At 74.2% G+C, this 23,695-nt stretch carries 19 protein-coding genes; 6 read left to right on the plus strand and 13 right to left on the minus strand.

Annotation, left to right across the window (positions count from 1 at the left end):
- Window positions 1-2,826 (minus strand): ATP-binding protein, encoded by a 2,826-nt coding sequence (locus ACIQG9_RS07105; RefSeq protein ID WP_400398992.1) that lies wholly within the window; start codon window positions 2,824-2,826, stop codon window positions 1-3.
- A gap of 157 nt (window positions 2,827-2,983) precedes the next feature.
- Window positions 2,984-3,208: a zinc ribbon domain-containing protein gene (locus ACIQG9_RS07110; RefSeq protein WP_400398993.1), complete on the minus strand. Its 225-nt coding sequence runs from the start codon at window positions 3,206-3,208 to the stop codon at window positions 2,984-2,986.
- 56 nt (window positions 3,209-3,264) lie between these two features.
- On the opposite strand from ACIQG9_RS07110, the gene ACIQG9_RS07115 reads away from it, so the two are divergent.
- From ACIQG9_RS07115 to ACIQG9_RS07125, 3 genes are all read left to right on the plus strand, one after another.
- Window positions 3,265-4,668 (plus strand): lytic murein transglycosylase, encoded by a 1,404-nt coding sequence (locus ACIQG9_RS07115; protein ID WP_400399279.1) that lies wholly within the window; start codon window positions 3,265-3,267, stop codon window positions 4,666-4,668.
- A gap of 72 nt (window positions 4,669-4,740) precedes the next feature.
- Complete coding sequence (locus tag ACIQG9_RS07120) at window positions 4,741-5,757, plus strand: GNAT family N-acetyltransferase (protein ID WP_400399281.1); 1,017 nt, start codon at window positions 4,741-4,743, stop codon at window positions 5,755-5,757.
- A 104-nt stretch (window positions 5,758-5,861) separates the two neighbouring features.
- On the plus strand, window positions 5,862-9,134 hold the full coding sequence (locus ACIQG9_RS07125; protein ID WP_400398994.1) for a lamin tail domain-containing protein: 3,273 nt from the start codon (window positions 5,862-5,864) through the stop codon (window positions 9,132-9,134).
- A gap of 176 nt (window positions 9,135-9,310) precedes the next feature.
- On the opposite strand, the gene hemB is transcribed toward ACIQG9_RS07125, so the two are convergent.
- The 7 genes from hemB to ACIQG9_RS07160 all read right to left on the minus strand — a co-directional run bounded on the left by hemB (window position 9,311) and on the right by ACIQG9_RS07160 (window position 16,368).
- Window positions 9,311-10,294 carry a porphobilinogen synthase gene (gene hemB / locus ACIQG9_RS07130; RefSeq protein WP_400398995.1) on the minus strand — a complete coding sequence of 328 codons (984 nt, stop codon included), beginning with the start codon at window positions 10,292-10,294 and terminating at the stop codon, window positions 9,311-9,313.
- Between the two features lie 19 nt (window positions 10,295-10,313).
- Window positions 10,314-11,894 (minus strand): uroporphyrinogen-III synthase, encoded by a 1,581-nt coding sequence (locus ACIQG9_RS07135; RefSeq protein ID WP_400398996.1) that lies wholly within the window; start codon window positions 11,892-11,894, stop codon window positions 10,314-10,316.
- Window positions 11,891-12,859: a hydroxymethylbilane synthase gene (gene hemC, locus ACIQG9_RS07140; protein ID WP_400398997.1), complete on the minus strand. Its 969-nt coding sequence runs from the start codon at window positions 12,857-12,859 to the stop codon at window positions 11,891-11,893. The genes ACIQG9_RS07135 and hemC overlap by 4 nt, the downstream gene beginning before the upstream one ends.
- Window positions 12,856-14,274 carry a glutamyl-tRNA reductase gene (locus ACIQG9_RS07145; protein WP_400398998.1) on the minus strand — a complete coding sequence of 473 codons (1,419 nt, stop codon included), beginning with the start codon at window positions 14,272-14,274 and terminating at the stop codon, window positions 12,856-12,858. The genes hemC and ACIQG9_RS07145 overlap by 4 nt, the downstream gene beginning before the upstream one ends.
- On the minus strand, window positions 14,271-15,041 hold the full coding sequence (locus ACIQG9_RS07150; protein WP_400398999.1) for a redox-sensing transcriptional repressor Rex: 771 nt from the start codon (window positions 15,039-15,041) through the stop codon (window positions 14,271-14,273). Before ACIQG9_RS07150 ends, ACIQG9_RS07145 begins: the two co-directional genes overlap by 4 nt.
- A gap of 398 nt (window positions 15,042-15,439) precedes the next feature.
- Window positions 15,440-16,090 carry an HAD family hydrolase gene (locus ACIQG9_RS07155; RefSeq protein WP_400399000.1) on the minus strand — a complete coding sequence of 217 codons (651 nt, stop codon included), beginning with the start codon at window positions 16,088-16,090 and terminating at the stop codon, window positions 15,440-15,442.
- A gap of 23 nt (window positions 16,091-16,113) precedes the next feature.
- The gene (locus ACIQG9_RS07160; protein ID WP_400399001.1) at window positions 16,114-16,368 is read right to left on the minus strand and encodes a glutaredoxin family protein; all 255 of its coding nucleotides are present in this window, start codon (window positions 16,366-16,368) and stop codon (window positions 16,114-16,116) included.
- Window positions 16,369-17,202: 834 nt separating this feature from the next.
- Here ACIQG9_RS07160 and ACIQG9_RS07165 point away from each other — a divergent pair.
- From ACIQG9_RS07165 to ACIQG9_RS07175, 3 genes are all read left to right on the plus strand, one after another.
- A complete protein-coding gene (locus ACIQG9_RS07165; RefSeq protein WP_400399002.1) occupies window positions 17,203-18,171 on the plus strand; it encodes an ECF subfamily RNA polymerase sigma factor, BldN family in 969 nt (322 codons plus the stop codon).
- 234 nt (window positions 18,172-18,405) lie between these two features.
- On the plus strand, window positions 18,406-19,272 hold the full coding sequence (locus tag ACIQG9_RS07170) for a DUF5667 domain-containing protein (RefSeq protein WP_400399003.1): 867 nt from the start codon (window positions 18,406-18,408) through the stop codon (window positions 19,270-19,272).
- A gap of 205 nt (window positions 19,273-19,477) precedes the next feature.
- Window positions 19,478-20,350: an HAD family hydrolase gene (locus ACIQG9_RS07175; protein ID WP_400399004.1), complete on the plus strand. Its 873-nt coding sequence runs from the start codon at window positions 19,478-19,480 to the stop codon at window positions 20,348-20,350.
- A gap of 323 nt (window positions 20,351-20,673) precedes the next feature.
- Here ACIQG9_RS07175 and ACIQG9_RS07180 read toward each other — a convergent pair whose 3' ends face one another.
- The 4 genes from ACIQG9_RS07180 to ACIQG9_RS07195 form a co-directional block, all read right to left on the minus strand.
- Window positions 20,674-21,570, minus strand: a complete 897-nt coding sequence (locus ACIQG9_RS07180; RefSeq protein ID WP_400399005.1) for a lysophospholipid acyltransferase family protein — start codon at window positions 21,568-21,570, stop codon at window positions 20,674-20,676.
- Window positions 21,567-22,640: an NAD-dependent epimerase/dehydratase family protein gene (locus ACIQG9_RS07185; protein ID WP_400399006.1), complete on the minus strand. Its 1,074-nt coding sequence runs from the start codon at window positions 22,638-22,640 to the stop codon at window positions 21,567-21,569. The genes ACIQG9_RS07180 and ACIQG9_RS07185 overlap by 4 nt, the downstream gene beginning before the upstream one ends.
- Before the next feature lie 120 nt (window positions 22,641-22,760).
- Window positions 22,761-22,862 (minus strand): 30S ribosomal protein bS22, encoded by a 102-nt coding sequence (locus ACIQG9_RS07190; RefSeq protein ID WP_007465623.1) that lies wholly within the window; start codon window positions 22,860-22,862, stop codon window positions 22,761-22,763.
- Between the two features lie 204 nt (window positions 22,863-23,066).
- Window positions 23,067-23,279, minus strand: coding sequence for a helix-turn-helix domain-containing protein (locus ACIQG9_RS07195; RefSeq protein WP_400399007.1), 213 nt, complete (start codon window positions 23,277-23,279; stop codon window positions 23,067-23,069).
- Window positions 23,280-23,695: the final 416 nt, after the last annotated feature.

A 23,695-nucleotide genomic window follows, 5' to 3' on the forward strand; every position in this document is an offset into this window, starting at 1 on the left:
TCAGGCCCACTCCTCCCGCCGGTCCGCGTCGCGCCGGCCGCCCTGCCGGGGCCTCGCCGCGCCGGTCGCGCCGAACCGGACCGAGTCCGCCGCCAGATCCGGGTGCTCCACCGCGAAGGCCAGCGCCGCCGCCTCCTCCAGGCCCAGCCCGCCGCCCTCGCCGTACGCGGCGTCGAAGGCCGCGTCGCCCAGCACCCGCCGCAGCTCGGCCTGCCGCTCCAGCCAGTAGGTGCCGTGGATGCCCTGGGTGTCCCGCAACCGGGCCCGGGTCGCCTGGGCCGCGCCGAAGAGCCGGGCCGCGGTCAACCGCTCCCCACCCATCGCGCAGCGCACCGCCACCGCGTTCACCGTGTCGCAGGCCCGCCCGTGGTAGCCGTGGCCCATCCGGGAACGGAGCGCCACCAACAGGTGCTCGTGCGCGGCCACCAGGTCGCCCCGGGCCAGCGCGACCATGCCGAGCAGCATGTCCACCGAGCGCCGGCCCCGCTCCACCGGCCGGGCCGCCTCCACCGGCCGGGCCGCGCCGAGCAGCTCCGCCGCCTCCGCCAGCGCGCCCCGCCGCCACAGCAGCTCGGCCAGGTTGTAGATGGCCAGCAACGCGTCGCCGGCCACCTCCTGCTCGTTCGCCCAGTCGATGACCTCCCGGCAGACCCGTTCCGCCTCGGCGAACTGCCCCATGTCGATCAGTGGCGCGGCCCGCCCGGCGAGCACCCGGGCCAGCAGCCCCGCGTCGCCGGCCTGCCGGGCCGCCGCCTCCGCCCGCTGCGAGTACCGCAACTCCTCGGCGAACTCGCCGTCCGCGCCGGCGTGCAACGAGTGCAGGTGGTACGCCGCCGCCAGCTCCGCCTCGGGGACGACCTCGCCGGTCTCGGCGATCCGCCCGTACAGCCGGAACAGCCAGAGCCGTGCCTCCCGGGACAGCCCGCGCTCCCGCCACCACTGGTCGAGCCCACCGGCCAGCCGCAGCCCGGCCCGGGTACTGCCCCCGGTGGCGGACCAGCGCAGCGCCGCCCGCAGCTCACCCGCGAGCGGGTCCAGCGCGTAGAGCGACAGGGTGACCGGCCGGCCGTCCGGCCCGAGGTGGGCCTGTTGCAACGCGTGCTGGGCCCAGGCCACGTGCCGGTCCCGGGCGGCCCGCTCCTCGCCGGTCTCGACCAGCCGCCGGGCCGCGTACGCCCGGATCGGGTCGAGCATCCGGTAGGTGCTGCCCGAGGCGTGCGGCTCGGCCAGCACCATCGACTTGTCCACCAGCACCGAGAGCGGGTCGAGCGGGTCCTCGCCGAGCAGCCACTCCACCGTGGCCAGGTCCACCGGGCCGGCGAAGACCGCCAGCCAGCGCAGCAGCCGGGCCGCACGCGGCCCCAACGTCCGGTACGACCAGGTGACCGTGGCCTGCATGGTGAGGTGCCGCTCGGCGGCCGACCGCTGCACCGCCCGGTGGGCCGGGGTCGGCGGCGTACGGCCGGAGGCGGCGGCGACCAGGTCCACGGTGTCCTGCTGGTTGCCCGCCCAGCCCTTCTCGGCGGGCGGCTCCGGGCCCCGCCCGGCGTCCAGGGTGCCGAGCACGTCGTCCAGCCGGGCGGCCAACTGCCCGGCGGAGAGCACCCGCAGCCGGGCCGCGGCCAGCTCGATCGCCAGCGGCAGGCCGTCCAACCGCTGCACCACCCGGCGCAGGTCGGCGGCCTCCGCCCACTCCGGTGGACGGCCGCCCCGGGCCGCCGCCGTCCGGTCCAGCAGCAACGCCACCGCGTCGCTCTCGGTCCGGCCGGGCTGCGGGTCGACCGCCAGCGGCGGGATCCGCCAGACCACCTCACCGGGCAGGCCGAACGCCTCCCGGGTGGTGGCGAGCACCCGCACCCCACCCCCGCCGGAGAGCAGCCGGGAGATCACCTCGGCGCACGCCGCCGGCTGCGCGTCGCAGGTGTCCAGTAGCACCAGCATCCGCCGGCCGGCGGCGTACTCGACCAGGGTGTCCACGATCGGGCGGCCCGGCTCGGGACGCGGCCCGAGCACGGCGGCGATCGCGAACGCCACCAGCCCCGGGTCGGTGACCGTGGCGATGTCCACGAACCAGACCCCGTCCGGGTACGACTCCACCTGCCCGGAGGCCAGCTCGACCGCGATCCGGGTCTTCCCGGCGCCACCCGCGCCCACCACCGTGACCAGCCGGTGCCGACGGATCAGCAGATCCAGCTCGGCCCGCTCGGTCTCCCGGCCGACGAACGAGGTGACCTGGGTGGGCAGGTTGTGCGCCACCGCGTCGGCGGTACGCGGGCGGGGGAACTGCCGCTCCAGCCCCGGCGCGACGAGCTGGAACAGCCGCTCCCGGTCGTCGAACCCGCGCAGCCGGTGCAGGCCCAGGTCGAGCAGGGAGGCACCGGCGGGCAGCGGGTCGGCCAGCCGGGCGGTCGACGCCGAGCAGAGCACCTGCCCACCGTGCGCGGCGGCGGCCACCCGGGCGGCCCGGTGCACCTCCGGGCTGGCGTACTCGCCGTCGCGCGGCTCCGCGTACCCGGTGTGCAGCCCCATCCGCACCCGGGGCGCGGCCTCCGGGTTGGGCCAGTCGTGGGTGGCCAGGGCCCGCTGCGCGGTCAGGCAGGCGGTCAGCGCCGCCGACGCGTCCGGGAAGGCGAGGAAGAAGGAATCCCCCTCGGTCAGCAGCTCCGCGCCGTCGGTGTCGGCGAGGGTGTCCCGGAGCAGCCGGCGATGTTCCCAGAGCACCGGGCGGTAGTCCGGTCCGAGCAGTTGGGCCAGCCGGGTCGAGCCTTCGATGTCGGTGAACACGAAGGTCACCCAACCGCTCGGGAGGTGGATCCGTGCCGACATGCGTGGAACCTCCGCCCCCGTGACGTCGGGGTTCATGCTGCCCTATGGTCGGGTCGTCACGCATCGTGAGAACGGTCGGGCAACCTCGGACCGAGGTGCGACCGGCCCCGGCATCCGGCACGGTGAACCGGGTCCACCGTGCCGGGTGATCGGCTGGTCAGCAGCCGCAGCCACCGCCGCAGCAGCCGCCACCGGCGGACGCCGCAGGTGGGGCGGATGTCCCGGAGCCGCCACCGCGACCGGTGACCGCCACGGCGGAGAGGAGCTTGACGGTGTCGGCGTGCCCGTGGGGGCAGGCGGCCGGCGCGGCGGCCTCGGCCATCGGCCGGTTGACCTCGAAGGTGTCGCCGCACGCGCGGCAGCGGAACTCGTACCGGGGCATGGTGCCAGCCTACGGCCGGGCCTGACTCCCGAACGGACATGGGTGATACTCGACAGGTGGTGAGCGGCGAGGACTCGACGGTGCGGCCCCTACGACCGGCGGCCCCGCCCGAGGGCACGGCTGCCGTTCCCGACGCGGTCCCGCGCCGCCGGTGGATTCCCCGACCCCGCCGCCCGCTACCCGACGGTCCTGCCGCACCGGCCGCCGGGGCCACCCCGCCCGCCCCGACCACCGCCGACAGCCCGGTGGACAACCCCGACGGTGGCCGCGTCCCGGCGCCGGGCACCGGTCCGGAGGTGGCCGCGAAGCCGGCGGCCGACGACCCGAAGCCGGCCGGCACGGCGGGGACCACGCCGACCGACCCGGACGCAAAGCCCGACCCGTCCGCTGAGACCGACCCGGACGCAAAGCCCGACCCGTCCGCTGAGACCGACGCGGACGCCAAGACCGACGCGGACGCCAAGACCGACGCGGACGCCAAGACCGACCCGGACGCCAAGACCGACGGCGGTGTGGTGGCGGGACGGCGGCGGCGGGTGCCGTTCGCGCACGCCGTGCGGCTGCCGCCACCCCGTCAGGCGGTGGGTGCCGCGGCCCGCGCCACCCGGGCCTGGTCGCGCCGCCCCGGCGGCCGGCTGACCCTCCCCGGCCTGTTCCTCTTCGCGCTGGTCGCGGCCACCGCCGCGGTCGGCGCGGTGGTGGTGCCGGCCGCCGTCCGGGCTCCCCGCCCGGTGGCCGTGGACGACAGCGCGAGCGCCGGGACCCCGCCGGGCGGACCGACCGGCGCGCCGGTGTTCCCCGGGGTGACCGCCCCCGGCCTGCCGCCGGGCACCCCGTTGCCCGGCGGCGTCACGCCGACCGGGCCGGTCGCTCCGCCCGTCACCGGCCGCCCCGCCGACGCGCTGGCCGAGTGGGCCCGGGTCACCGGCGCCAAGGCCGGCGTCTCCCCGGTCGCCATGCAGGCGTACGGCTACGCCGAGCTGGTGCTGGCCCAGACGAACCGGAGCTGCCAGCTCAGTTGGACCACCCTCGCCGCGATCGGTTACGTCGAGTCCCGGCACGGGCAGGCCAACGGCGCGACGCTGGGACCGGACGCCCGCGCCGTGCCGGAGATCATCGGTGATCCGCTCGACGGCAAGGGCGGGCGCTCCCTGATCAAGGACACCGACGGCGGCCTCTTCGACCGGGACACCGTCTACGACCGGGCGATCGGGCCGATGCAGTTCATCCCCACCACCTGGGAACAGGTCGGCGCGGACGCGGACAACGACGGCCGCAAGGACCCGCACGACCTGGACGACGCGGCGCTCGCCGCCGGAAACTACCTGTGCCAGGGCGGCCGGAACATGACCATCCCCGGTGACTGGTGGAACGCCATCCTGTCCTACAACGACGTCCGCCGGTACGCCCAGGCCGTCTTCGACAAGGCCAACGAGTACGGCCGGTCCAGCCGCACGTGATGTGATCGTTCGCGTACATTGCCGGACCGGACACTTCCCCCCGGCAGCCGTTGACGGCAAGCTAGACGGGTGATGGTGCGCGAGTGGGATCCCCGAACCGCGTCGTCCGCCGAGATCGGGTCCGTGCTGGACACGCTGAACGCGGTTTTCGCGGCCGATCTCCCGCAGGACCCGCCCTGGCAGGAGAGTTCCCTGCGGGAATACCTCTCCGAGGTGATGCCCGGCGAGCGACGCATCTCCTGGGTGGCCCAGGGCGACCCGCCGGCCGGGGGTGGCCCCGGGCCGATCCTCGGGCACGTGCACGTGCTGCTGCTCGGCGACATCGGCGTGATGGAGGTGCTGGTGCACCCGTCGGTGCGCCGCACCGGGCTCGGCCGCGACCTGGTGTTGACCGCCGCCCGCCGGGTCTACCAGGAGAGCTTCCGGTCGATCGGGGTCGAGGTGGTCGGTGACACCCCGGCGGTCGGCTTCTACTCCTCGCTGGGCTTCACCCGGGAGTACGTCGAGACCCGCAGCGTGCTCGACCTCGGCACGGTCGACTGGGCGGCGCTCACCGAGATGGCCACCGGCGTCGGCGCGGGCTACCACCTGGAGTTCTACCCCGGTGGCCCGCCCGACGACCTGATCGAGGCGTACGCCCGGGCGAAGGCCGAGGTGCGCGACGTCGACGACGGCGAACTGCGACCCAGCTCGTACGACCCGCAGCGGCTGCGGGACAGCCTCGACACGCTGCACCGCCGGGGCATGAAGCCGTACATCGTGCTCGCCCTGCACGAGCAGACCGGTGCGGTGGCCGGGCTGACCGAGGTGGTGGTGCCGGCACAGCACCCCACCCGCGCCGACCAGTACGACACCATCGTGGTGCAGGACCACCGGGGCTACGGCATCGACCGGGCGATCAAGGCGCGGATGCTGCTGGAGCTGCGCTCGGCCGAGCCGGAGCTGACCGAGGTGCAGACCTGGAACGCGCAGGCCAACGAGGCGATGCTCAAGGTGAACGCCGAGCTGGGCTACCGTCCCGACCGGGACTGGTGCGAATACAGCGTGGACGTCGCCGAGCTGGTGCACCGGCTCGACGCCCAGCGCTGAGCGGCCCTGTCGCGAATTAACCACACTGTCGCCCGGGGGATGGACGGCGGACAGTGACGCACCTTAACGTGCGTTGGTTCCCGTCCACCCATCGTGGAGGCCCCATGCGCCCGCGCCGCAGATTCGCCGCGCTCGCAACCGTCGCCGTCGTCACCGTTCCGGTCGTCGGCGTCGCTCCCACCGCGGCCACCGCCGCCCCCACCGACCTCTTCATCTCCGAGTACGTCGAAGGCTCGTCGAACAACAAGGCGATCGAGCTGTACAACGGCACCGGCGCCCCGGTCGACCTGACCGCCGGCGGCTACCAGCTCCAGCTCTACTTCAACGGCGCGACCAGCGCGACCAGCATCGCGCTGAGCGGCACGGTCGCTCCCGGCGACGTCTTCGTCTTCGCCGCCGCCTCGGCCGCCCCGGCGATCCTCGCCCAGGCCGACCAGACCACCGGCGCCAGCCTGTTCAACGGCGACGACGCGATCGTGCTCCGCCGGGGCGGCACCGTGCTCGACTCGATCGGCCAGGTGGGCGTGGACCCGGGCACCGAGTGGGGCAGCGGGCTGACCAGCACCGCCGACAACACCCTGCGCCGGCTGCCCACGGTCTCCACCGGGGACACCGACCCGTCGGACGCGTTCGACCCGGCCGCCCAGTGGGCCGGTTTCGCCACCGACACCTTCGACGGGCTGGGCGCGCACACCGTCGACGGCGGCGGTCCGGTGGACCAGCCGGCCGTGTTGACCTGCGGCGGCGCGTTGACCGTCGAGGCCGGTGCGACGGCCACCCGCGCGGTGACCGCCACCGACCCGGACGACACCATCACCGACCTGGCGGTCACCTCGGTCAACCCGGCCCCCGCGACCGGCTCGATCAGCCGTACCGCGTTCACCCCGGCGACCGGGGCGGGTGGCACGGCGACCGCGACGGTCACGGCCGCCGGCCTGCCGGGCGGCGCGTACGCGGTCACCCTGACCGCGACGGACGCCGACGGCGGCACCGCCACCTGCGCGCTCACCGTGCAGGTCACCACGGTGCTGTCGGTGGGCGAGGTGCAGGGCCCGACCCTGGACGCCGAGAACCCGCGCACCGACCGGTCGCCGCTCGCCCCGGCCACCGGCAACGGCACCAGCACCGCGCTGTACGACGTACGCGGTGTGATCACCCAGAAGTCGCTGACCCGCACCTCGGCCGGTGCCGACCAGTACGGCTTCTACCTGCAGAGCCGCGCCGGCACCGAGGACGGCGACCCGCTCAGCTCGGACGGCGTTTTCGTCTTCATGGGCTCGTTCACCACGCTGCTCGGCGGCTACGCGCCGACCGTCGGTGACGAGGTGGTGCTGCGCGGCCGGGTGTCGGAGTACTTCAACCAGACCCAGCTCTCCAGCGCCTCGCTGGTGCGCAAGCTCGACTCGGGGCTGGACGTGGACACCGCCGTCGCGGTGGACGACGCCATCCCGCCGGCCGACGCGACCGAGGCGGACCGGTTCTGGGAGCGGCACGAGGGCGCCCGGCTGCGGGTCCGCTCCGGCAGCGGCGTCACCGGCCCCCGCGACGTCTTCGGCTCCACCGCCGACTCGGAGGTCTGGGTGGTGGACCGGGAGGACCCGCTGCTGAAGCGGGCCGACGCGTACGCCCGCCGGGTGTTCCGGGACACGCACCCGCTGGACGACGTGCCGGGTCAGCTCTTCGACAACGGCAACGGCCAGCGGATCCTGCTCGGTGGCGGCGGCGTGAAGGCCACCGCCGGCGACTCGACGGCGCTGCTGCCGCCGGCCCGCACCTTCGACACCCTCACCGCCGACGCGTTCGGCGCGGTGTCGTACGGCTTCAGCAAGTTCAGCGTGCAGCCGGAGCAGCTCCAGCTCGCGGCGGGCGTCGACCCGTCGACGAACAACCCGCCGCGCCCGGCCGACCGGTCGCGGGAGGTCGCGGTCGCGACCTACAACGTGGAGAACCTGTACGACTTCCGGGACGACCCGTTCGACGGCTGCGACTTCACCGGCAACTCGGGCTGCCCGGGGGTGTCCCCGCCGTTCGACTACGTGCCGGCGGACGAGGCCGACTACCGGGAGCACGTGACCGAGCTGGCCGACCAGATCCGCACCGACCTGCACGCCCCGGACCTGATCCTGGTGCAGGAGGCCGAGGACCAGGACATCTGCTCCGTCTCCGGCGGCAGCCTGGTCTGCGGTGACACCAACAACGCCGACGGCGCCCCGGACACCCTCCAGGACCTGGCGCTGGCGGTGGCGGCCGGTGGTGGCCCCGCCTACGCGGCGGCGTACGACCGGACCGGCGCGGACGCCCGGGGTATCACCTCGGCGTTCCTGTACCGCACCGACCGGCTGTCGCTGGCCGGGGCGACCGCCACCGACCCGCTGCTCGGCTCCGCGCCGACGGTGCAGTACCGCGCGGCGGGGCTGCCGTCCAACGCGGACGTGCAGAACCCGAAGGCGCTCAACGCGCTGCTGCCGGCCGACACGGACACCTCGACCGGCAAGGACGGCGACAACGTCTTCACCCGGGCCCCGCAGCTCGGCAAGTTCGTGGTGCGGGCCACGCCCGGCTCGACGGAGTCCTACCTGCTGTACGCGCTGAGCAACCACTACTCGTCCGGCCCGGACAGCCGGGTCGGGCAGCGCACCGAGCAGGCCGCGTACGGTGCCGCGATCGTCACCGCGATCGAGGCGTCCGACCCGAACGCCCGGGTGGTGTACGGCGGGGACCTGAACGTCTTCCCCCGCCCGGACGACCCGATCGCGACCGGGGCGAACCCGACCCCGTCGGACCAGCTCGGCCCGCTCTACCGGGCCGGCCTGCACAACCTCTGGGACGACCTGGTGGCGGACGTCCCGTCGGCGGCGTACTCGTACAGCTTCCAGGGGTCGGCGCAGACGCTGGACAACATCTTCGTCAACGACGCGCTGCACGACGACCTGGTCCAGGTCCGGGCGGCGCACGTCAACGCGGACTGGCCGGCGGAGTTCACCGGGGACGGCTCGCGCGGCGCCAGCGACCACGACCCGCAGGTGGCGCGGTTCCGCGCCCAGCCGTCGCTGCGGGTGGCGGACGCCTCCGTGGTCGAGGGGAACAAGGGCACCAGCACGCTGACCTTCCAGGTCACCGTGTCCCGCCCGCTGTCCCAGCCGACGCTGCTCTGCGCCGCCACGGTGGGCCTGACCGCCACCGCCGGTTCGGACTTCGACCTGTACGTCGGCTGCCGGACCCTGCCCGCCGGGCAGACCTCGCTGGCGTTCCCGGTGACCGTGCGCGGTGACCGGAAGGTGGAGGCGGACGAGAAGATCGCGGTCGCGGTCGCCGGTCCGCTGAGCCTGCGGTTCGCCGACCTGCTGGCGATCGGCACCATCAAGAACGACGACTGACGTCCGGTGGTCCCGACGGCCCGTCGGCCAGGCATCCCCGCCTGGCCGGCGGGCCGTCGGCACACCGGGGGGAGGTAGCTCGCCAGCGGGCTGATGTGGCGGTATCGGAGCGGGCCGGACACCGCTACATCGGTGACCCTCCGCCGATCACCGCCCGGGACCGGCCACCGCGGGGCTCAGTAGCGCTGGCGCAGGAGCTGGGCGGCCTCGACCGCCCAGTAGGTGAGGATGATCTGGGCACCCGCGCGGCGGATCGAGGTGAGCGTCTCCAGCATCACCCGTTCCCGGTCGATCCAGCCGTTCGCGGCGGCTGCCTCGACCATCGCGTACTCGCCGGAGACCTGGTAGGCGGCGACCGGGACGTCGACCGCGGCCCGGACCGCCGCCACCACGTCGAGGTAGGGCAGCGCCGGCTTGACCATCACCAGGTCGGCGCCCTCGGCGACGTCGAGCGCGACCTCGCGCAGCGACTCGCGCAGGTTCGCCGGGTCCTGCTGGTAGCTGCGCCGGTCGCCGTCGAGGGCCGACTCGACCGCGTCGCGGAACGGGCCGTAGAAGGCGGAGGCGTACTTCACCGCGTACGCCAGCACCGCCACGTCGGTGTGGCCGGCGGCGTCGAGGGCCCGGCGGACCACGCCGACCTGGCCGTCCATCATCCCGGACGGGCCGACCACGTCGACCCCGGCGTCCGCCTGGGCCACCGCCATCTTCGCGTACGCCGCCAGGGTGGCGTCGTTGTCCACGCCGCCGTCCGGGGCGAGCAGGCCGCAGTGCCCGTGCGAGGTGAACTCGTCCAGGCAGAGATCGCTCATCACCACGGTGGCGTCGCCGACCTCGGCGACGACGTCGGCGATGGCGACGTTGAGGATGCCGGCCGGGTCGGTGCCGCCGGACCCGGTCTCGTCCCGGGACGCCGGCACCCCGAACAGCATGATCCCGCCGACCCCGGCCTGGACCGCCTCCACGGCCGCCTTGCGCAGCGAGTCCCGGGAGTGCTGGAGCACTCCCGGGAGCGACGCGATGGCCCGTGGCTCGGTCAGCCCCTCCTTGACGAACATCGGCACGACCAGCTCGGCCGGGTCGACGCGGGTCTCGGAGACGAGCCGCCGCACGGCCGCGTTACGGCGCAGCCGGCGGGGCCGGATCTCGGGGTACGGCATGAGGGGCCTCCCAGTACGGCTAGCGGAACCTCAGGGCGGTCGGCCCCTGGACCTTCGAGCCGCGGCGCTGCTTCGCCGGCATGGCGGCGAGCTTCTCCCGCAGCTCGACGGCGTAGGCGGCGAGCGCCTCCACCAGGTCGGGCACCGAGGCGTGCTGCGGCTGCACGTCGACCCGCAGGCCGAACTCCGTGGCGGTCTCGGCCGTCTTGGGCCCGATGACGGCAACAACGGTACGCGCGTGCGGCTTCCCGGCGATACCGACCAGGTTCCGGACCGTGGACGACGAGGTGAAGAGCACCGCGTCGAACCCGCCCGACTTGATCGCGTCCCGGATCTCGGCGGGCGGCGGGGCGGCCCGGACCGTCCGGTACGCGGTCACGTCGTCGACCTCCCAGCCGCGCTCGGTGAGCCCGGCGGCGAGAGTCTCGGTGGCGATGTCGGCGCGCGGCAGCAGTACCCGGCCCACCGGGTCGAGGATCTCGTCGTGCGGCGAGAACTCGGCCAGCAGCCCCTCGGAGGACTGCTCGCCCGCCGGGATCAGCTCCGGCTGGATGCCGAAGGCGCGTACCGCGTCGGCGGTGGCCTCACCGATACAGGCGATCTTGACGCCGCCAAAGTGCCGGGCGTCCAGGCCGTGCTCGGCGAACTTCTCCCAGACCGCGCGGACGGCGTTCACCGAGGTGAAGATCACCCAGGCGTACCGGCCGTCGACCAGGCCCTTCACCGCCCGCTCCATCTGCGCGGGGGTACGCGGCGGCTCGACCGCGATGGTCGGCACCTCGCACGGGATCGCCCCGTACGCGCGCAGCCGGGCGCTCATCGCGCCGGCCTGCTCCTTGGTCCGGGGGACGAGCACCTTCCAGCCGTACAGCGGGCGGTTCTCCCACCAGCTCAGCCTGTCCCGCTGGCCGACCCCCTCGCCGACGGTGAGCACCACCCGGCCGGTGAAGCCGAGCGCCGCCGCCACGAAGGAGTCCACGCTCGACGTGGTGGTGTACTGCGTCTCGCCGGTGCCGTCGCCGGTCACCCCGACCCCGGTGGTGCCGTCCACCCCGGCGGCCAGCAGGCCGTCCCGGATGGCGGCCAGGTCGCCGGCGTCGACCGCCAGGGCCAGCGAGCCCCGGCCGACGGCGGCGGCGAGCGCGTCGAAGTCGAGGGTGCTGACGTCCTCGACGTCGGCGGCGGTGCGTACCCCGGGCAACGGCACTCCGGCGTAGGTGGCGACGCCCTCGGCCTGGCCGACCCCCGGCACCACCTCGAAGTGCGCGGCGGTACGCGCGACCGCCTGCACCTCCTTGACCACCGAGTCGTGGCCGAACGGGTCCCCGGCGACCAGGTGCACCGCGTTGAGCCCGGAGCGGGCGGCGGAGATCAGCACCTTCGCCACGTCGCCCGGCACACCCTCGGCGGGGCTGAACTGGGCGTCGGACTTGGCCTGGGCGCGGACGACGGCGAGCAACGACTCGGGGACACCCCGGTCGTACACCACCTGGTCGGCGTCGACCAGGGCGTCGTGCGCCCGGCGGGTCAGCAGGCCCGGGTCGCCGGGACCGGCCCCGACGAACGCGATGCGGCCTACGGGCTTACGGGTGCGGGTCATTCTGTGCTCCCAAATTGCTGGGTCCCCGGGCCGGTGCGTCCTTCGTGGCCGAGGATCGAGTCGGCGCCGAGTTCGAGGAGTTCGGCGGCGAGTGCCTTGCCGATCTCCGCCGCGTCGGCGGGCGTTCCGGTGCGGGACAGTCGGAGGTCACGGGTACCGTCCGGGCTGATCACCGCCCCGCGCAGGTAGATCTCCTCACCGGCGTCACCTTCGGCGAGTTCGGCGTATGCGGCGACCGGAGCCGAGCATCCGGCCTCCAGGGTGGCCAGCAACGCCCGTTCCGCGACGACCGCGGCCCGGGACGGTGCGTGGTCGAGCACGGCGAGCAGCTCGACCAGGTCGGAGTCGTCGGCCCGGCACTCCACGGCCAGCGCGCCCTGGGCGGGCGCGGGCAGCATCAGCATCGGGTCGAGCGTTTCGGTGATCACGTCGGTCCGGCCGAGCCGGGCCAGCCCGGCCCGGGCCAGCACGACCGCGTCGAGGTCGGCGTCCGGGCCGAGCACCCGGCCGAGCCGGGTGTCGACGTTGCCCCGGATGGGGGCGACCTCCAGTTGCAGGCCGAGGGCGTGCAACTGGGCGATGCGGCGCAGCGCGCCGGTGCCCACCACGGCACCGGGCGGCAGCTCGGCGAGGGTACGACCGCCGGTGGCGACCAGCGCGTCGCGCGGATCCTGCCGGGGCGGCACCGCCGCGATGTGCAACCCGCTCGCCTCGGCGGTGGGCAGGTCCTTGTAGGAGTGCACGGCGAGGTCGATGGTGCGGGCGGTCAGCGCGTCGCGCAGCGCCGAGACGAAGACACCGACGCCGAGCCGGTGCACCGGGGCGGCCGAGCGGTCACCGGCGGTGACCACCTCGACCAGTTCGACCTCCCGGCCGGTCGCCGCGGTGAGCGCCTCGGCGACGTGGCCGGACTGGGCCATGGCCAGGGCGCTGCCTCGGGTGCCGAGGCGCAGGGGGGCGGTCATCGCGCACCTCCGGTGGGCGGGACGTCGGCGGCGCCGAAGGAGGGCCGGCCGTCGGTGGCGGGCAGCGGGGTGAGGTCGGTCCCGGTGTCGACCGAGTCCGGCTGGGTCTCGACGACGTCGGGGACGGTGTCGACCGGGGAGGTCTGCGGCACCTCAAGGTCGAACAGTTCGCGCAGCAGCGCCGCGTACTGGTCGCCGCCGGGCTCGGCGGCGAGTTGGCGGACCCGGACGGTGGGCTGGTGCAGCAGTCGCTGCACCACCCGGTGCACGGTCCGGGCGACCTCGGCGCGCTGGTCGTCGCTGAAGTCCGGGCGGCGCTGGGCGAGCCGGCGCAGCTCGGCGGTGACCACGTCGTCGGCGCGCCCGCGCAGGGCGGCCACGGTGGGTGCCACGTCGGCCCCGCGCAGCCAGCTCAGGAACGCCTCGACCTCGGTCGTCACGATCCGGGCGACCTCGGCGGCGTCGGCGGCGGCCGGGCCGTCGGCGAGCAGCGTGGCCATCCGGTCGATGTCGATCACCTCGACGCCGGGCAGCCCGGCCACGCCGGGCGCGACGTCGCGGGGCACGGCGAGGTCGAGCAGGGCCAACGGCCCCCGGCCGGGGTCGCGGGCGGCGAGCGCCCGGGTCACCACGTCGAGGGTGAGGACCGGTTCGGTGGCCGCGGTGGCGGCCACTACGATGTCCACTGTGGAGAGCGCGTCGACGAGCGCGGCCATCGGAACGGCGTTCGCCCCGTACGACTCGGCCAGGCGTACCGCCCGGTCGACCCCACGGTTGGTGACGGTGAGCGGGCCGGCACCCCGCCGGGACAGCGTCGCCACGCCCAGCGCGCCCATCGCGCCCGCGCCGACCACCATCGCCGGCCGGCCGGTGAGGTCGCCGTCGAGCACCTCGGCGGCGAGGTCCAGGGCGGCGGTGACGACGCTCTGCCCGGCCCGGTCGATGTCGGTCTCGGCGTGGGCCCGCTTGCCGACCCGCAGCGCCTGCTGCATCAGCTCGTGCAGCAGCCGCCCGGCGGTGTCCGCCCCGGCGGCCCAGTGGTAGGCGTCCCGCAGTTGGCCGAGGATCTGCGCCTCGCCGACCACCATCGAGTCCAGCCCGGCGGCGACCCGGAAGACATGGTCGACGGCGGCGGAGTCGTAGTGCACGTAGAGGTGGTTGGCGAGCGCGGCGGGCGGGACGCCGGCCTGCTCGGCGAGGACGGCGCAGACGTCGCCCAGGCCGCCGTGGAAACCGGACACGGCGGCGTACACCTCCACCCGGTTGCAGGTGGAGACGAGCACCGCCTCGGCGACGTACGGCTGGGCGACCAGGCGGTCCAGGGTGCGGGTGAGGTCGGCGGGGGCGACCGCCAACTGCTCCAGGGCGGCGACCGGAGCGGTGCGGTAGGACGCGCCGACGACGAGCAGCTTCACGTGCCGATCGCCTCCTGGGTGTCGGGGGTCGTGAGCCCGCCGGGCAGGGCGGTGAGGGCGGACCCGCCGGCGGCGGGCAGCGCGGTCAGCGACGCCTTGCGGTGCTCGTGGAAGGACAGGATCTGGAGCTCGATGGCGAGGTCGACCTTGCGTACGTCGACCCCGTCCGGCACCGAGAGTACGCACGGCGCGAAGTTGAGGATGCTCGTCACGCCGACGGCGACCAACTGCTCGGCCACCGGCTGGGCGGCCGAGGCGGGGGTGGCGATCACGCCGATCGCGATGGCCTCCTCGGCGGCGACCCGGGGCAGCTCGTCGACGTGCCGGACGACCAGCCCGTTGATCACCTCACCGACCCGGGACGGGTCGGCGTCGAAGAGCGCGGCGATCCGGAAGCCCCGGGTGGCGAAGCCGTCGTAGCCGGCCAGGGCGTGACCGAGATTACCCACCCCGACCAGGGCGACCGCCCGGCGCTGGGTGAGCCCCAGCACGAACTCGATCTGGTCGATCAGGAGGGCGACGTCGTAGCCCACCCCCCGGGTGCCGTACGAGCCGAGGTGGGAGAGGTCCTTGCGGAGCTTGGCCGAGTTGACCCCGGCGGCGCCGGACAGCCCCTCGCTGGAGACGGTCTCGTGCCCGGCCTCGGCGAGGTTGTGCAGGGCACGGAGGTATTCCGGGAGCCGCGCGACGGTCGCCTCCGGGAGGTCCGGGAGCGCCGGTACGGCACCGGCGCGGCCGGGCGCGCCAGGGTGACGGTGCTGACTCATGAGACTCCGTGCGGTGCGATCCTCGGCCAGCTCCGGAGCCCGGCCGTTTCGGGACCCCCGCTGGCGACCGTGAGTGCCGGTCGTGCTAGCAGGGCGCGTCGGAACTACAGAGTAGGCGCTTGTGAAGACGTGCACAAATCGCGATCTTGCTGACCCGCGACGCCCCTCCACCAGCCCCTCCATTCCGCAAGATCGATCCGGCGCCGGTGCCGGTGCCGCCGCGCGATTATTGCTCAATCCCGACTTCTCTGACCAATCGCGCGCTTCAGCTCACTGCGTGTCACCGGTTCCCGCACCCCCCGACCCTGTCGATCATGGAGCTGGTGACGCCGGGGAGATCGATATCGGCGCCGCACACCGTGACCGACGGGGCAGAAGGGACGGCCGGGGCGGACGGATCAGGGCAGCGTGGTGGCGAGGGTCACGGCGCCGGTGAGGGTGTCGGCCACCGGATGGCCGGAGGTACGCAGCCGGACCGGGTCGGACAGGCCCCCGGTGTACAGGACGCAACGGGCACCGACGCTCACGGCCGCGTCGGCGTCGTCGAGCGAGTCGCCGATCAGCACCACCTGCCCGCCGTCCAGCCCCAGCTCGGCCAGGTGCTTCGCCAGCCACTGCGCCTTGAGACCGCCGCCGACCGTGGCGCGCAGCCCGTCCACCCGGGTGAAGTGCGGCGTCAGGCCGTAGGTGTGCACGGTCGGCACCAACTCGTCGTGGAACCACATGGACAGCAGCGACTGGCTGCCCGGCCAGGCCGCGATCGCCGTGGTCGCGTCGGCGGCCAGCGCGCAGGTGGTCAACCCGGCCCGGTACGCGTCGTGGAAGACCCGTTCCAGCGCGCCGAACGCCTCGGCGTCCACGGCCCGCCCCAGCATCTCCGCGTAGTAGTCGACGATCGGCCGGCGGAACCGGACCCGGTGCTCGTCGGCGGTCACCGGGGTCCCACCGACGCTGGCGAAGGCCACGTTGGTGGCCCGCACCACCAGGTCGAGGTCGTCGAGCAGGGTGCCGTTCCAGTCCCACACCAGGTGGGTGCGCGCAGCGGTCATCGCAGCACCATAATGGCTGCGCCCTAGAGCTGGGGGGTGGTGAGGTCACGCAGCAGCCGGTCCTCCTCCACCCGCCAGTAGCCGTGCTCCTTGCCGTCCAGCAGCACCACCGGCAGCCGGTCGCCGTACTCGCGCTCCAGGTCGATGTCGCCGGTGACGTCCTTCTCCACCCACCGGTCGCCGGTGACCGCCACCACCCGGTCCAGCGCGGCCTTGGCGTCCTCGCAGAGGTGGCAGCCGGGCCGGGTGATCAGGGCGAGCCGGGCGTCAGTGGCCATCGGGCACCTCCGTGATTGGGGCGGCCGGTGTCGACCGCGGTCGGGTCTTGCGCACCTTGCCGATCACCGAGTACGGCAGCTCGTCGACGAACCCCACCTCGGTCGGCGCTTGAACCGGGCCAGGTTACGCGCGCGGTGGACGAGCAGTTCCGCACCGGGTCACCGGAGGCCCCGGCGTCGGCACCACGTACGCCCGCACAGTCTCGCCCGTCCACGGGTGCGGCACACCCAGGACGGCCGAGCCGGTCGGCGAGGGTGGGCGCGGAGCTGCCGGGGACGTCCTGCGCGGTGGCGGAGTCCGGCACAGCGCCGCCGGCCCGACCATGCCCCGCGCACCACCCGATCACCCAGCGTGGCCCCGACCGGTCGCGCGGGGACGGCCGGTGGGCCTCCAGCCCGTCCCCGCGAGGGTGCGGGGGTCCCGACGACCGGACCGGTGGTGCGACTGCCCGGCAGCCGGCCGTCGCTACCCTGACCTGCACTTCCATTCACGAACAGGACGTGACGTGAAAGTCAACTGCACACGACGGACAACCGGTCCGCCGGGTGTGCGACAGAACGGGAAATACTTCTGCCCTGTGTAACGGACTTGCCACGCACGGGTGACGTTGGCCCTATCATCACTCGGGTCGGCTCACCCCATTTGCCGTGAGTCGACACCCCTCAGCCCGAGGAGGCCCCCGTGCCTGTGAGCGCATTGGACCAGCACCTCAAGGGGATCTGCCGCGCGTCGGCACACCCCCACACGGCCCTGCCCGTCAAGGGCAGACCCGGCGGCGCGACGATCCGTCGCCGCTCGGCGGGTCCGGCCGTGCCGCAGACCGGGGAGGCACGGTGACCGCCTTCGGCTACACGGAACGGCCCACCGGCCTGACCGGCCCGACGCCCCGGGCGTCGGTCAACGAGCGGCTGGAACCGACCCGTTCGGACGGCGTGTCCCGGCGGATCCACCAGCGTCCGCACCCCAACGAGCCGACGCCCCGACCCGCCGCGCCCGGCGGCAACGCGGCGCCGGCCGGCCGGGTGGCCTCGCCCCGGCCCACCATGCCGACGCAGAGCCGACGGCCCGGCGAACCGTCCTCGGTGGCCGACCCGTGCGCCGGGGAGACCGCCGTGATCCCGGCGGTGCCGGCCGGCGACACGGCCGTGCTACCCGCCGTCCCGCCCGCTCCCCCGCCGCCCCCGCCTCCCCCGGCCACGCCGGCCGCCGGCTTCCCGAGCCGGCCCGACCCGTCCGACCCGGCCACCGAGGTCTGGGCGCTGGTGGAGCGGGCCCAGGCCGGCGAGGCCGAGGCGTTCGGCCTGATCTACGACCGGTACGTCGACACCGTCTTCCGGTTCGTCTACTTCCGGGTCGGCAACCGCCAGTTGGCGGAGGACCTCACCTCGGACACCTTCCTGCGCGCCCTCAAGCGGATCGGCAGCTTCACCTGGCAGGGCCGCGACCTGGGCGCCTGGCTGGTCACCATCGCCCGCAACCTGGTCGCCGACCACTTCAAGTCCGGCCGCTACCGGCTGGAGGTGACCACCGGCGACGTGCTCGACGCGGACCGGGAGGACCGGGGGCCGGAGGGCAGCCCGGAGGCGGCGGTGGTCGAGCACATCACCAACGTCGCGCTGCTCACCGCCGTCACCCGGCTCAACCCGGAGCAGCAGGAGTGCATCGTGCTCCGCTTCCTCCAGGGCTTCTCGGTGGCCGAGACGGCCCGGGCGATGGGCAAGAACGAGGGCGCGATCAAGGCGTTGCAGTACCGCGCGGTCCGCGCGCTGGCCCGGCTGCTGCCGGACGGCTTCCAGCCCTGACCGCCCGGTGACGGCAATCACTCTTCGTGATTTCGCTGCCGACCGCCCCGTAACCGACGCCCGGCGCGGAGCGTTTCTCCGGATGCGACCGGTAGTTGTCCCGGCGCCCCCGGATCCGTCCCGATCCGGAGCCGCGCCGCCGGCCATGACCCTGGTCGGTCGGCGTACGCCGCCGCCGGTCGCTGGGAACCACCACGGCCGACCGGCCGTGACCAGCGAGAGGGGGTGCCTGCGGTGGACAGCGACCTCTTCTCCCGTCGGCGGGCCGCACGCTTCGCCCAGCTTCTCGACGAAGCCAACGGCGGCCGGCGCCACCACGTCCGGTCCCGCGCCGACGACCAGCTCACCGCGTTCGTCGCGGTCGGGCAGCGACTCGTCGCCGAACGGCCCGACGTCGAGGTGGACACCGAGTTCCGCGCCGGGCTTCGCGCCATGCTGATGGCCACCGCGGAACGGGAGGGGGTCGGTGCCGTTGAGCCTGCCACCGACGTTCCGCAGGGGACCTCGCGTACCCCGCTGCTCGGTGGGGCGGGCGCCCGGCGGGCCCGCGCCCGGGGTGCCATCCTGGTCGGCATCGCGGTCGGGGCGGTCGCCGTCTCCGGCATCTCCGCCGCCAGCGAGGACGCGGTACCGGGCGACGCCCTGTACGGCATGAAGCGGTCCACCGAGCGGGCCCAGCTCGCCCTGGCCAGCTCGGACATCAGCCGGGGCCAACTCTTCCTCGACTTCGCCCGGACCCGACTCGACGAGGCCGCCACGGTCCGTGCCGACGTGACCGGGTTCAGCGCGGTGCTGGACGACATGGACGCCGACACCCGGCAGGGCATCCGGCTGCTCACCACCAGCGCCGCGCAGCACGCCGACCCGGCGGCGCTGGACGCGGTCAACACCTTCGTCACCGGGCAACGACGGGCGGTCAGTGGCCTGCTCGGCCGGGCCAGTCACGCCGAGCGGGAACGGACCCGACACTCGCTCGCCCTGCTCGACGCCATCCGGAAGCGGTCCGACGCGCTGCGCGCGGCGATCGCCTGCGGGTTGCCCAGCCCGGTCACCAGCGACGCCCTCGGCCCGGCCCCGGCCACCTGCCCGTCCGACCGCTGACCAGCAGCGCGGGCCGGCGGAGCAGGCCGGCAGAGCGGGCCGGCAGAGCAGAGCGGACCGGCAGCGCGGGCTGGCAGAGCGGACCAGCAGCGCGGACCGGCGGAGCCGTCCACGCCACAGTTCTCCTCTGGCCCGGTCGTCCGCTGTCCGCCCCGGACTAGGCTCGGGTGAGGCAGCGGCTCGTCGTCCGAGGGAGGGAGGTGCGATGGCCAGCACCCGCAGGGTCACGGTCAGCACCGACCGCCACGGGCACACCGCCGGCTGGGCGGACGCCGACGCGCCGCCCGTCCCGGCCCGGTCGGACCCGACCGCCGCCGCGTTCTTCGACGTCGACAACACGATGATGCAGGGCGCGTCGATCTACTGGTTCGCCCGTGGGCTCGCCGCCCGCAACTACTTCACCACCGGTGACCTGGCCCGGTTCGCCTGGCAGCAGGCCCGGTTCCGGCTGCTGGCCACCGAGCACGCCGGTGACATGTCGCAGGCCAAGGAGGCCGCCCTCGCCTTCGTCGAGGGGTGGCGGGTGGACGACGTCGAGCGCCTCGCCGAGGAGATCTTCGACGAGCTGATGGCACCCCGGATCTGGGCCGGCACCCGTCGACTCGCCCAGTGGCACCTCGACGCCGGCCAGCAGGTCTGGCTGGTCAGCGCCGCCCCGGTGGAGATCGGCCGGGTGATCGCGACCCGGCTCGGCCTGACCGGGGCGATCGGCACGGTCGCCGAGGTGGCCGACGGGGCGTACACCGGCCGGCTGGTGGGCGAGCTGATGCACGGGCCGGCCAAGGCCGAGGCGGTCACCCAGCTCGCCCTGGTGGAAGGGTTGGACCTGGCCCGCTGCACCGCATACAGCGACTCCTGCAACGACCTGCCGATGCTCAGCGCGGTCGGCCGGGGGGTGGCGGTCAACCCGGACGGCGCGCTGCTGCGTGAGGCCCGGAGGCGGGGCTGGGAGGTGCGCGACTTCCGCACCGGACGCCGGGCCGTGAAGATCGCCGTACCGTCGACGGCTGCGGCCGGGTTGCTGGCCGGCGCGGTCTCCGCCGGCCTGGCGCTGCACCGACGCCGCCGCGCGGACTAGTGCGGAGCCGGCCTCCGGCACCGGCGCTCCTCAGCCACGGCCACACGCGGAGCCGGCCTCTCCCACACCAGCACTCCTCAGCCACGGTCATATCCTGCGATACCGATATGCCGCAGCGGCATAAATATGACAGAGCGGCATACCGCTCCGCGGGGAACCACCCCGCCCCGGGTCAATCTGCCCGCCCGAGGTCAGTCCGCCCCCGGGTCAGTCCGCACCGGGCCAATCCGCCCGCCCCCGGGTCGGCCCGCACCGGTCAATCCACCCACCCGGGGTCGGCCCGCACCGGGTCAATCCACCGACCCGGGCTCAATCCGGCCCGGTCAGGGGCCGAACGGGTCCGGGCGGCGTTCCAGCAACCGGTGCAGGGTGTGCTGGATGGTCTCGCGGACCTGGTCGGCGAGGTTGAACACGACCAGCGGGTCGTCGGCCGACTCGGTCAGGTGCGCGGTCGGGATCGGTGGGCAGACCTCGATCAGCCACTTGCTCGGCAACGGCACCATGCCCAGCGGCCCCAGCCACGGGAACGTCGGCGTGACCGGGAAGTACGGAAGCTTGAGCAGCCGGGCCAGCGGCTTGATGTCGGCGAGCATCGGATAGATCTCCTCGCCACCGACGATGGCGACCGGCACGATCGGGGTGCCGGTACGCAGGGCCGCCGAGACGAACCCGCCCCGGCCGAAGCGTTGCAGCTTGTAGCGGTCGGAGTAGAGCTTGCCGACGCCCTTGAAGCCCTCCGGGAAGACACCCACCACCTCACCGTTGCCGAGCAGCCGCTCGGCGTCCGGGTTGCAGGCGACCGTGCCGCCGGTCTTGCGGGCGATCTCGGACACCACCGGCATCCGGAAGACCAGGTCCGCGCCGAGCAGCCGCAGGTAGCGGTGGGCGGGGTGCTGGTCGTGCAGGGCGGTGGCGAGGATCAGCGCGTCCAGCGCCACGGTGCCGGAGTGGTTGCCGACCACCAGGCCGGCCCCGTCGGCGGGCACGTGTTCCAGGCCGCTGATCTCGGTGCGGAACCAGTCGCGGTAGAGCAGCCGCAGCAGCGGATGGAAGACCGCGCCGGTCAGCTCCGGGTCGAAGCCGAACTCGTCCACCTCGTACTGACCGGAGAGGCGTCGGCGCAGGAACGCCAGGCCGGAGGCGACCCGGCGGTCCCAGTGGTCGCCGGGCCGGTCCGGCACCACCGAACCGGCGGGCGGCGGTGCGGCGGGCCTGGTCACGACCGCTCCCGAACGGCCGAGCGGACCTGCCGGATGCTCTCCAGCACCAACTGCTCGGCGGCGGCGAGCTGGCCCTGGCTGAGCACGACGCCGCCGTGGTGGGCCCGGATGAAGTCGTCGAACGCGGCGGCGGTGGAGCGCGGGGTGAAGGAGTATTCCCGCTCCAGCCGGCTGGTGTCGACCACCCGGCCGTGCACGAAGAGGTCGACCTGGTCCAGGCCGTAGCGGCCGAAGCCGAGGCTACGGGCGATCGCGGCGGCCCCGGAGAGCCCCGGCTCCAGCACCGGCATGGCCACCCGGCCGGCCCGGCGGATCGCCTGGGACAGCGAGAGCACCCCCGGCCCGGCGACGTTGTACGTCCCCGGATGGTCCTCGGCGATCGACCGGTGCAGCACTTCGAGCGCGTCGTCGAAGTGCACGAACTGCAGGCGCGGGTCGCGGCCGAAGACGGTGGGCACCACCGGCTGGGAGAAGTAGCGGGTGAGCGTGGTGTCGGCGGTGGAGCCGATGAACGGGGCGAACCGCAGCACCGTCGCGGTGACGTCGGGCCGGCGGCGACGGAAACCCCGGACGTACCCCTCGATGTCGAGGATGTCGCGGCCGTAACCGCCGCGCGGCACCTCGCGCGGCTCGGTCTCCTCGGTGAAGACCGCCGGGTCGCGGAAGGACGCGCCGTACGCGGCGGTCGACGAGCGGACCACCAGCTTGCGCAGCCGGGGCGCCCGCTGGCAGGCGGCGAGTAGCTGCATGGTGCCGATGACGTTCTGTTCCTTCATCGCCGTCCGACCGCCGTGCTGCGGGTCGGGGGCGGTGACCAGGGCGAGGTGGACCACGGCGTCGACGTCGAGGTCGGCGAGGAGACCGCCGAGCGAGTCGAGGTCGAGGCGGATCCGTTCGACCCGGTCGAGCAGGTCGGTGAACTCGGGACCGGGGGTGGCCGGGTCGACGCCGATCACCCGCTCGATGCGCGGGTCGGCGGCGAGCCGGGCGGCCACGTGCGCGCCGAGGTATCGGCCGACCCCGGTCACGACAACGACCCCCGGAGCACCTGGGGTGCCACCGGGGGTCATCGCGCACGCCCTGACCGGCAAGTGGGACCGAGCCGGGATGTCCGCGGCCTGATCACCTGAGCCTCCGAGGGTCGACAGTTGGCAGGTGGTGCCGGTGCCGGGTCGATGACCCGGCACCGGTCACTTGCCGAGACGGCGACGCTGGACGCGGGTCTTGCGCAGCAGCTTGCGGTGCTTCTTCTTAGCCATGCGCTTGCGGCGCTTCTTGACCACCGAGCCCATACGACAGCCTTTCAATGCAACGTTCGGTGCGGACAGTTGGCACCACCACGGTGGCGCCGGTGACCGCTTGCGGACAACGGACCGGACCAGCCTGGTGGCGTCGGGGCGCACCGGCGTGCGGTCAGGATCGGCTCCAGGGTAGCCGCAGTGCGTCAGCAGGACCAACGCGCCCCCGTCGATGCCCGTTACGTCGCACTCGACGGGTCAGGCGGTCTCCTGGAACGCCCCCCGCAGATAGTCGTGCACCGCGTGCTCGGGCACCCGGAACGACCGGCCCACCCGGACCGCGGTGAGTTCACCGCTGTGCACCAGGCGGTAGACCGTCATCTTGGACACCCGCATGACCGACGCCACCTCGGCGACGGTCAGGAACTTGACCTCCGACAGCCGACCGTCGGAGGACTGTGACCCGGCCATGGCTCACCCGACCCATCCCATGCCCGGCGCGTGCCACCCGACGGAGCTCCCGTGCGGGCCGGCAACGCGCGTGTTACCAGTACGGTAGCGGGACGGCTGTGACCGGCGCGATCCCTTCGTACAACTGATCATGGGAAGGGCGTCGTTCACCCGGTCGTGACCTGGCGTTCTCCACCCGGAATCCGGGGGCGGCCAGCAGCAGATCGGAGCGCGGAAGGCGTCCGGTGGCTCCGGCGGCGCCGCCGGAGCCACCGGACGGGTGCCCCGGGCCGCTTCCGGACGCGGACCGGGGCTCCGCGCTGGGAGCGTCGTCCAGTGTCGCAGGTGCCCCGGCACCGTCCGACAGCGGTCGATCATGGGCGGTCGCGGCACCCGTCCGACACCACCTCGCTGTCCCGAGAAGCGATCTGCTGACC

This window comes from Micromonospora sp. NPDC092111 (assembly GCF_044755745.1).
In the GTDB taxonomy this organism is placed as follows: domain Bacteria; phylum Actinomycetota; class Actinomycetes; order Mycobacteriales; family Micromonosporaceae; genus Micromonospora.

Coding starts and splice junctions, on each gene's coding strand:
- ACIQG9_RS07185 (WP_400399006.1), bottom strand. CDS start 22,640: ATGACCCCCGGTGGCACCCCAGGTGCTCCGGGGGTCGTTGTCGTGACC.
- ACIQG9_RS07110 (WP_400398993.1), bottom strand. CDS start 3,208: ATGCCCCGGTACGAGTTCCGCTGCCGCGCGTGCGGCGACACCTTCGAG.
- ACIQG9_RS07120 (WP_400399281.1), top strand. CDS start 4,741: ATGGTGCGCGAGTGGGATCCCCGAACCGCGTCGTCCGCCGAGATCGGG.
- ACIQG9_RS07175 (WP_400399004.1), top strand. CDS start 19,478: ATGGCCAGCACCCGCAGGGTCACGGTCAGCACCGACCGCCACGGGCAC.
- ACIQG9_RS07105 (WP_400398992.1), bottom strand. CDS start 2,826: ATGTCGGCACGGATCCACCTCCCGAGCGGTTGGGTGACCTTCGTGTTC.
- ACIQG9_RS07190 (WP_007465623.1), bottom strand. CDS start 22,862: ATGGGCTCGGTGGTCAAGAAGCGCCGCAAGCGCATGGCTAAGAAGAAG.
- hemB (WP_400398995.1), bottom strand. CDS start 10,294: ATGCCGTACCCCGAGATCCGGCCCCGCCGGCTGCGCCGTAACGCGGCC.
- ACIQG9_RS07125 (WP_400398994.1), top strand. CDS start 5,862: ATGCGCCCGCGCCGCAGATTCGCCGCGCTCGCAACCGTCGCCGTCGTC.
- ACIQG9_RS07150 (WP_400398999.1), bottom strand. CDS start 15,041: ATGAGTCAGCACCGTCACCCTGGCGCGCCCGGCCGCGCCGGTGCCGTA.
- ACIQG9_RS07195 (WP_400399007.1), bottom strand. CDS start 23,279: ATGGCCGGGTCACAGTCCTCCGACGGTCGGCTGTCGGAGGTCAAGTTC.
- ACIQG9_RS07155 (WP_400399000.1), bottom strand. CDS start 16,090: ATGACCGCTGCGCGCACCCACCTGGTGTGGGACTGGAACGGCACCCTG.
- ACIQG9_RS07135 (WP_400398996.1), bottom strand. CDS start 11,894: ATGACCCGCACCCGTAAGCCCGTAGGCCGCATCGCGTTCGTCGGGGCC.
- ACIQG9_RS07160 (WP_400399001.1), bottom strand. CDS start 16,368: ATGGCCACTGACGCCCGGCTCGCCCTGATCACCCGGCCCGGCTGCCAC.
- hemC (WP_400398997.1), bottom strand. CDS start 12,859: ATGACCGCCCCCCTGCGCCTCGGCACCCGAGGCAGCGCCCTGGCCATG.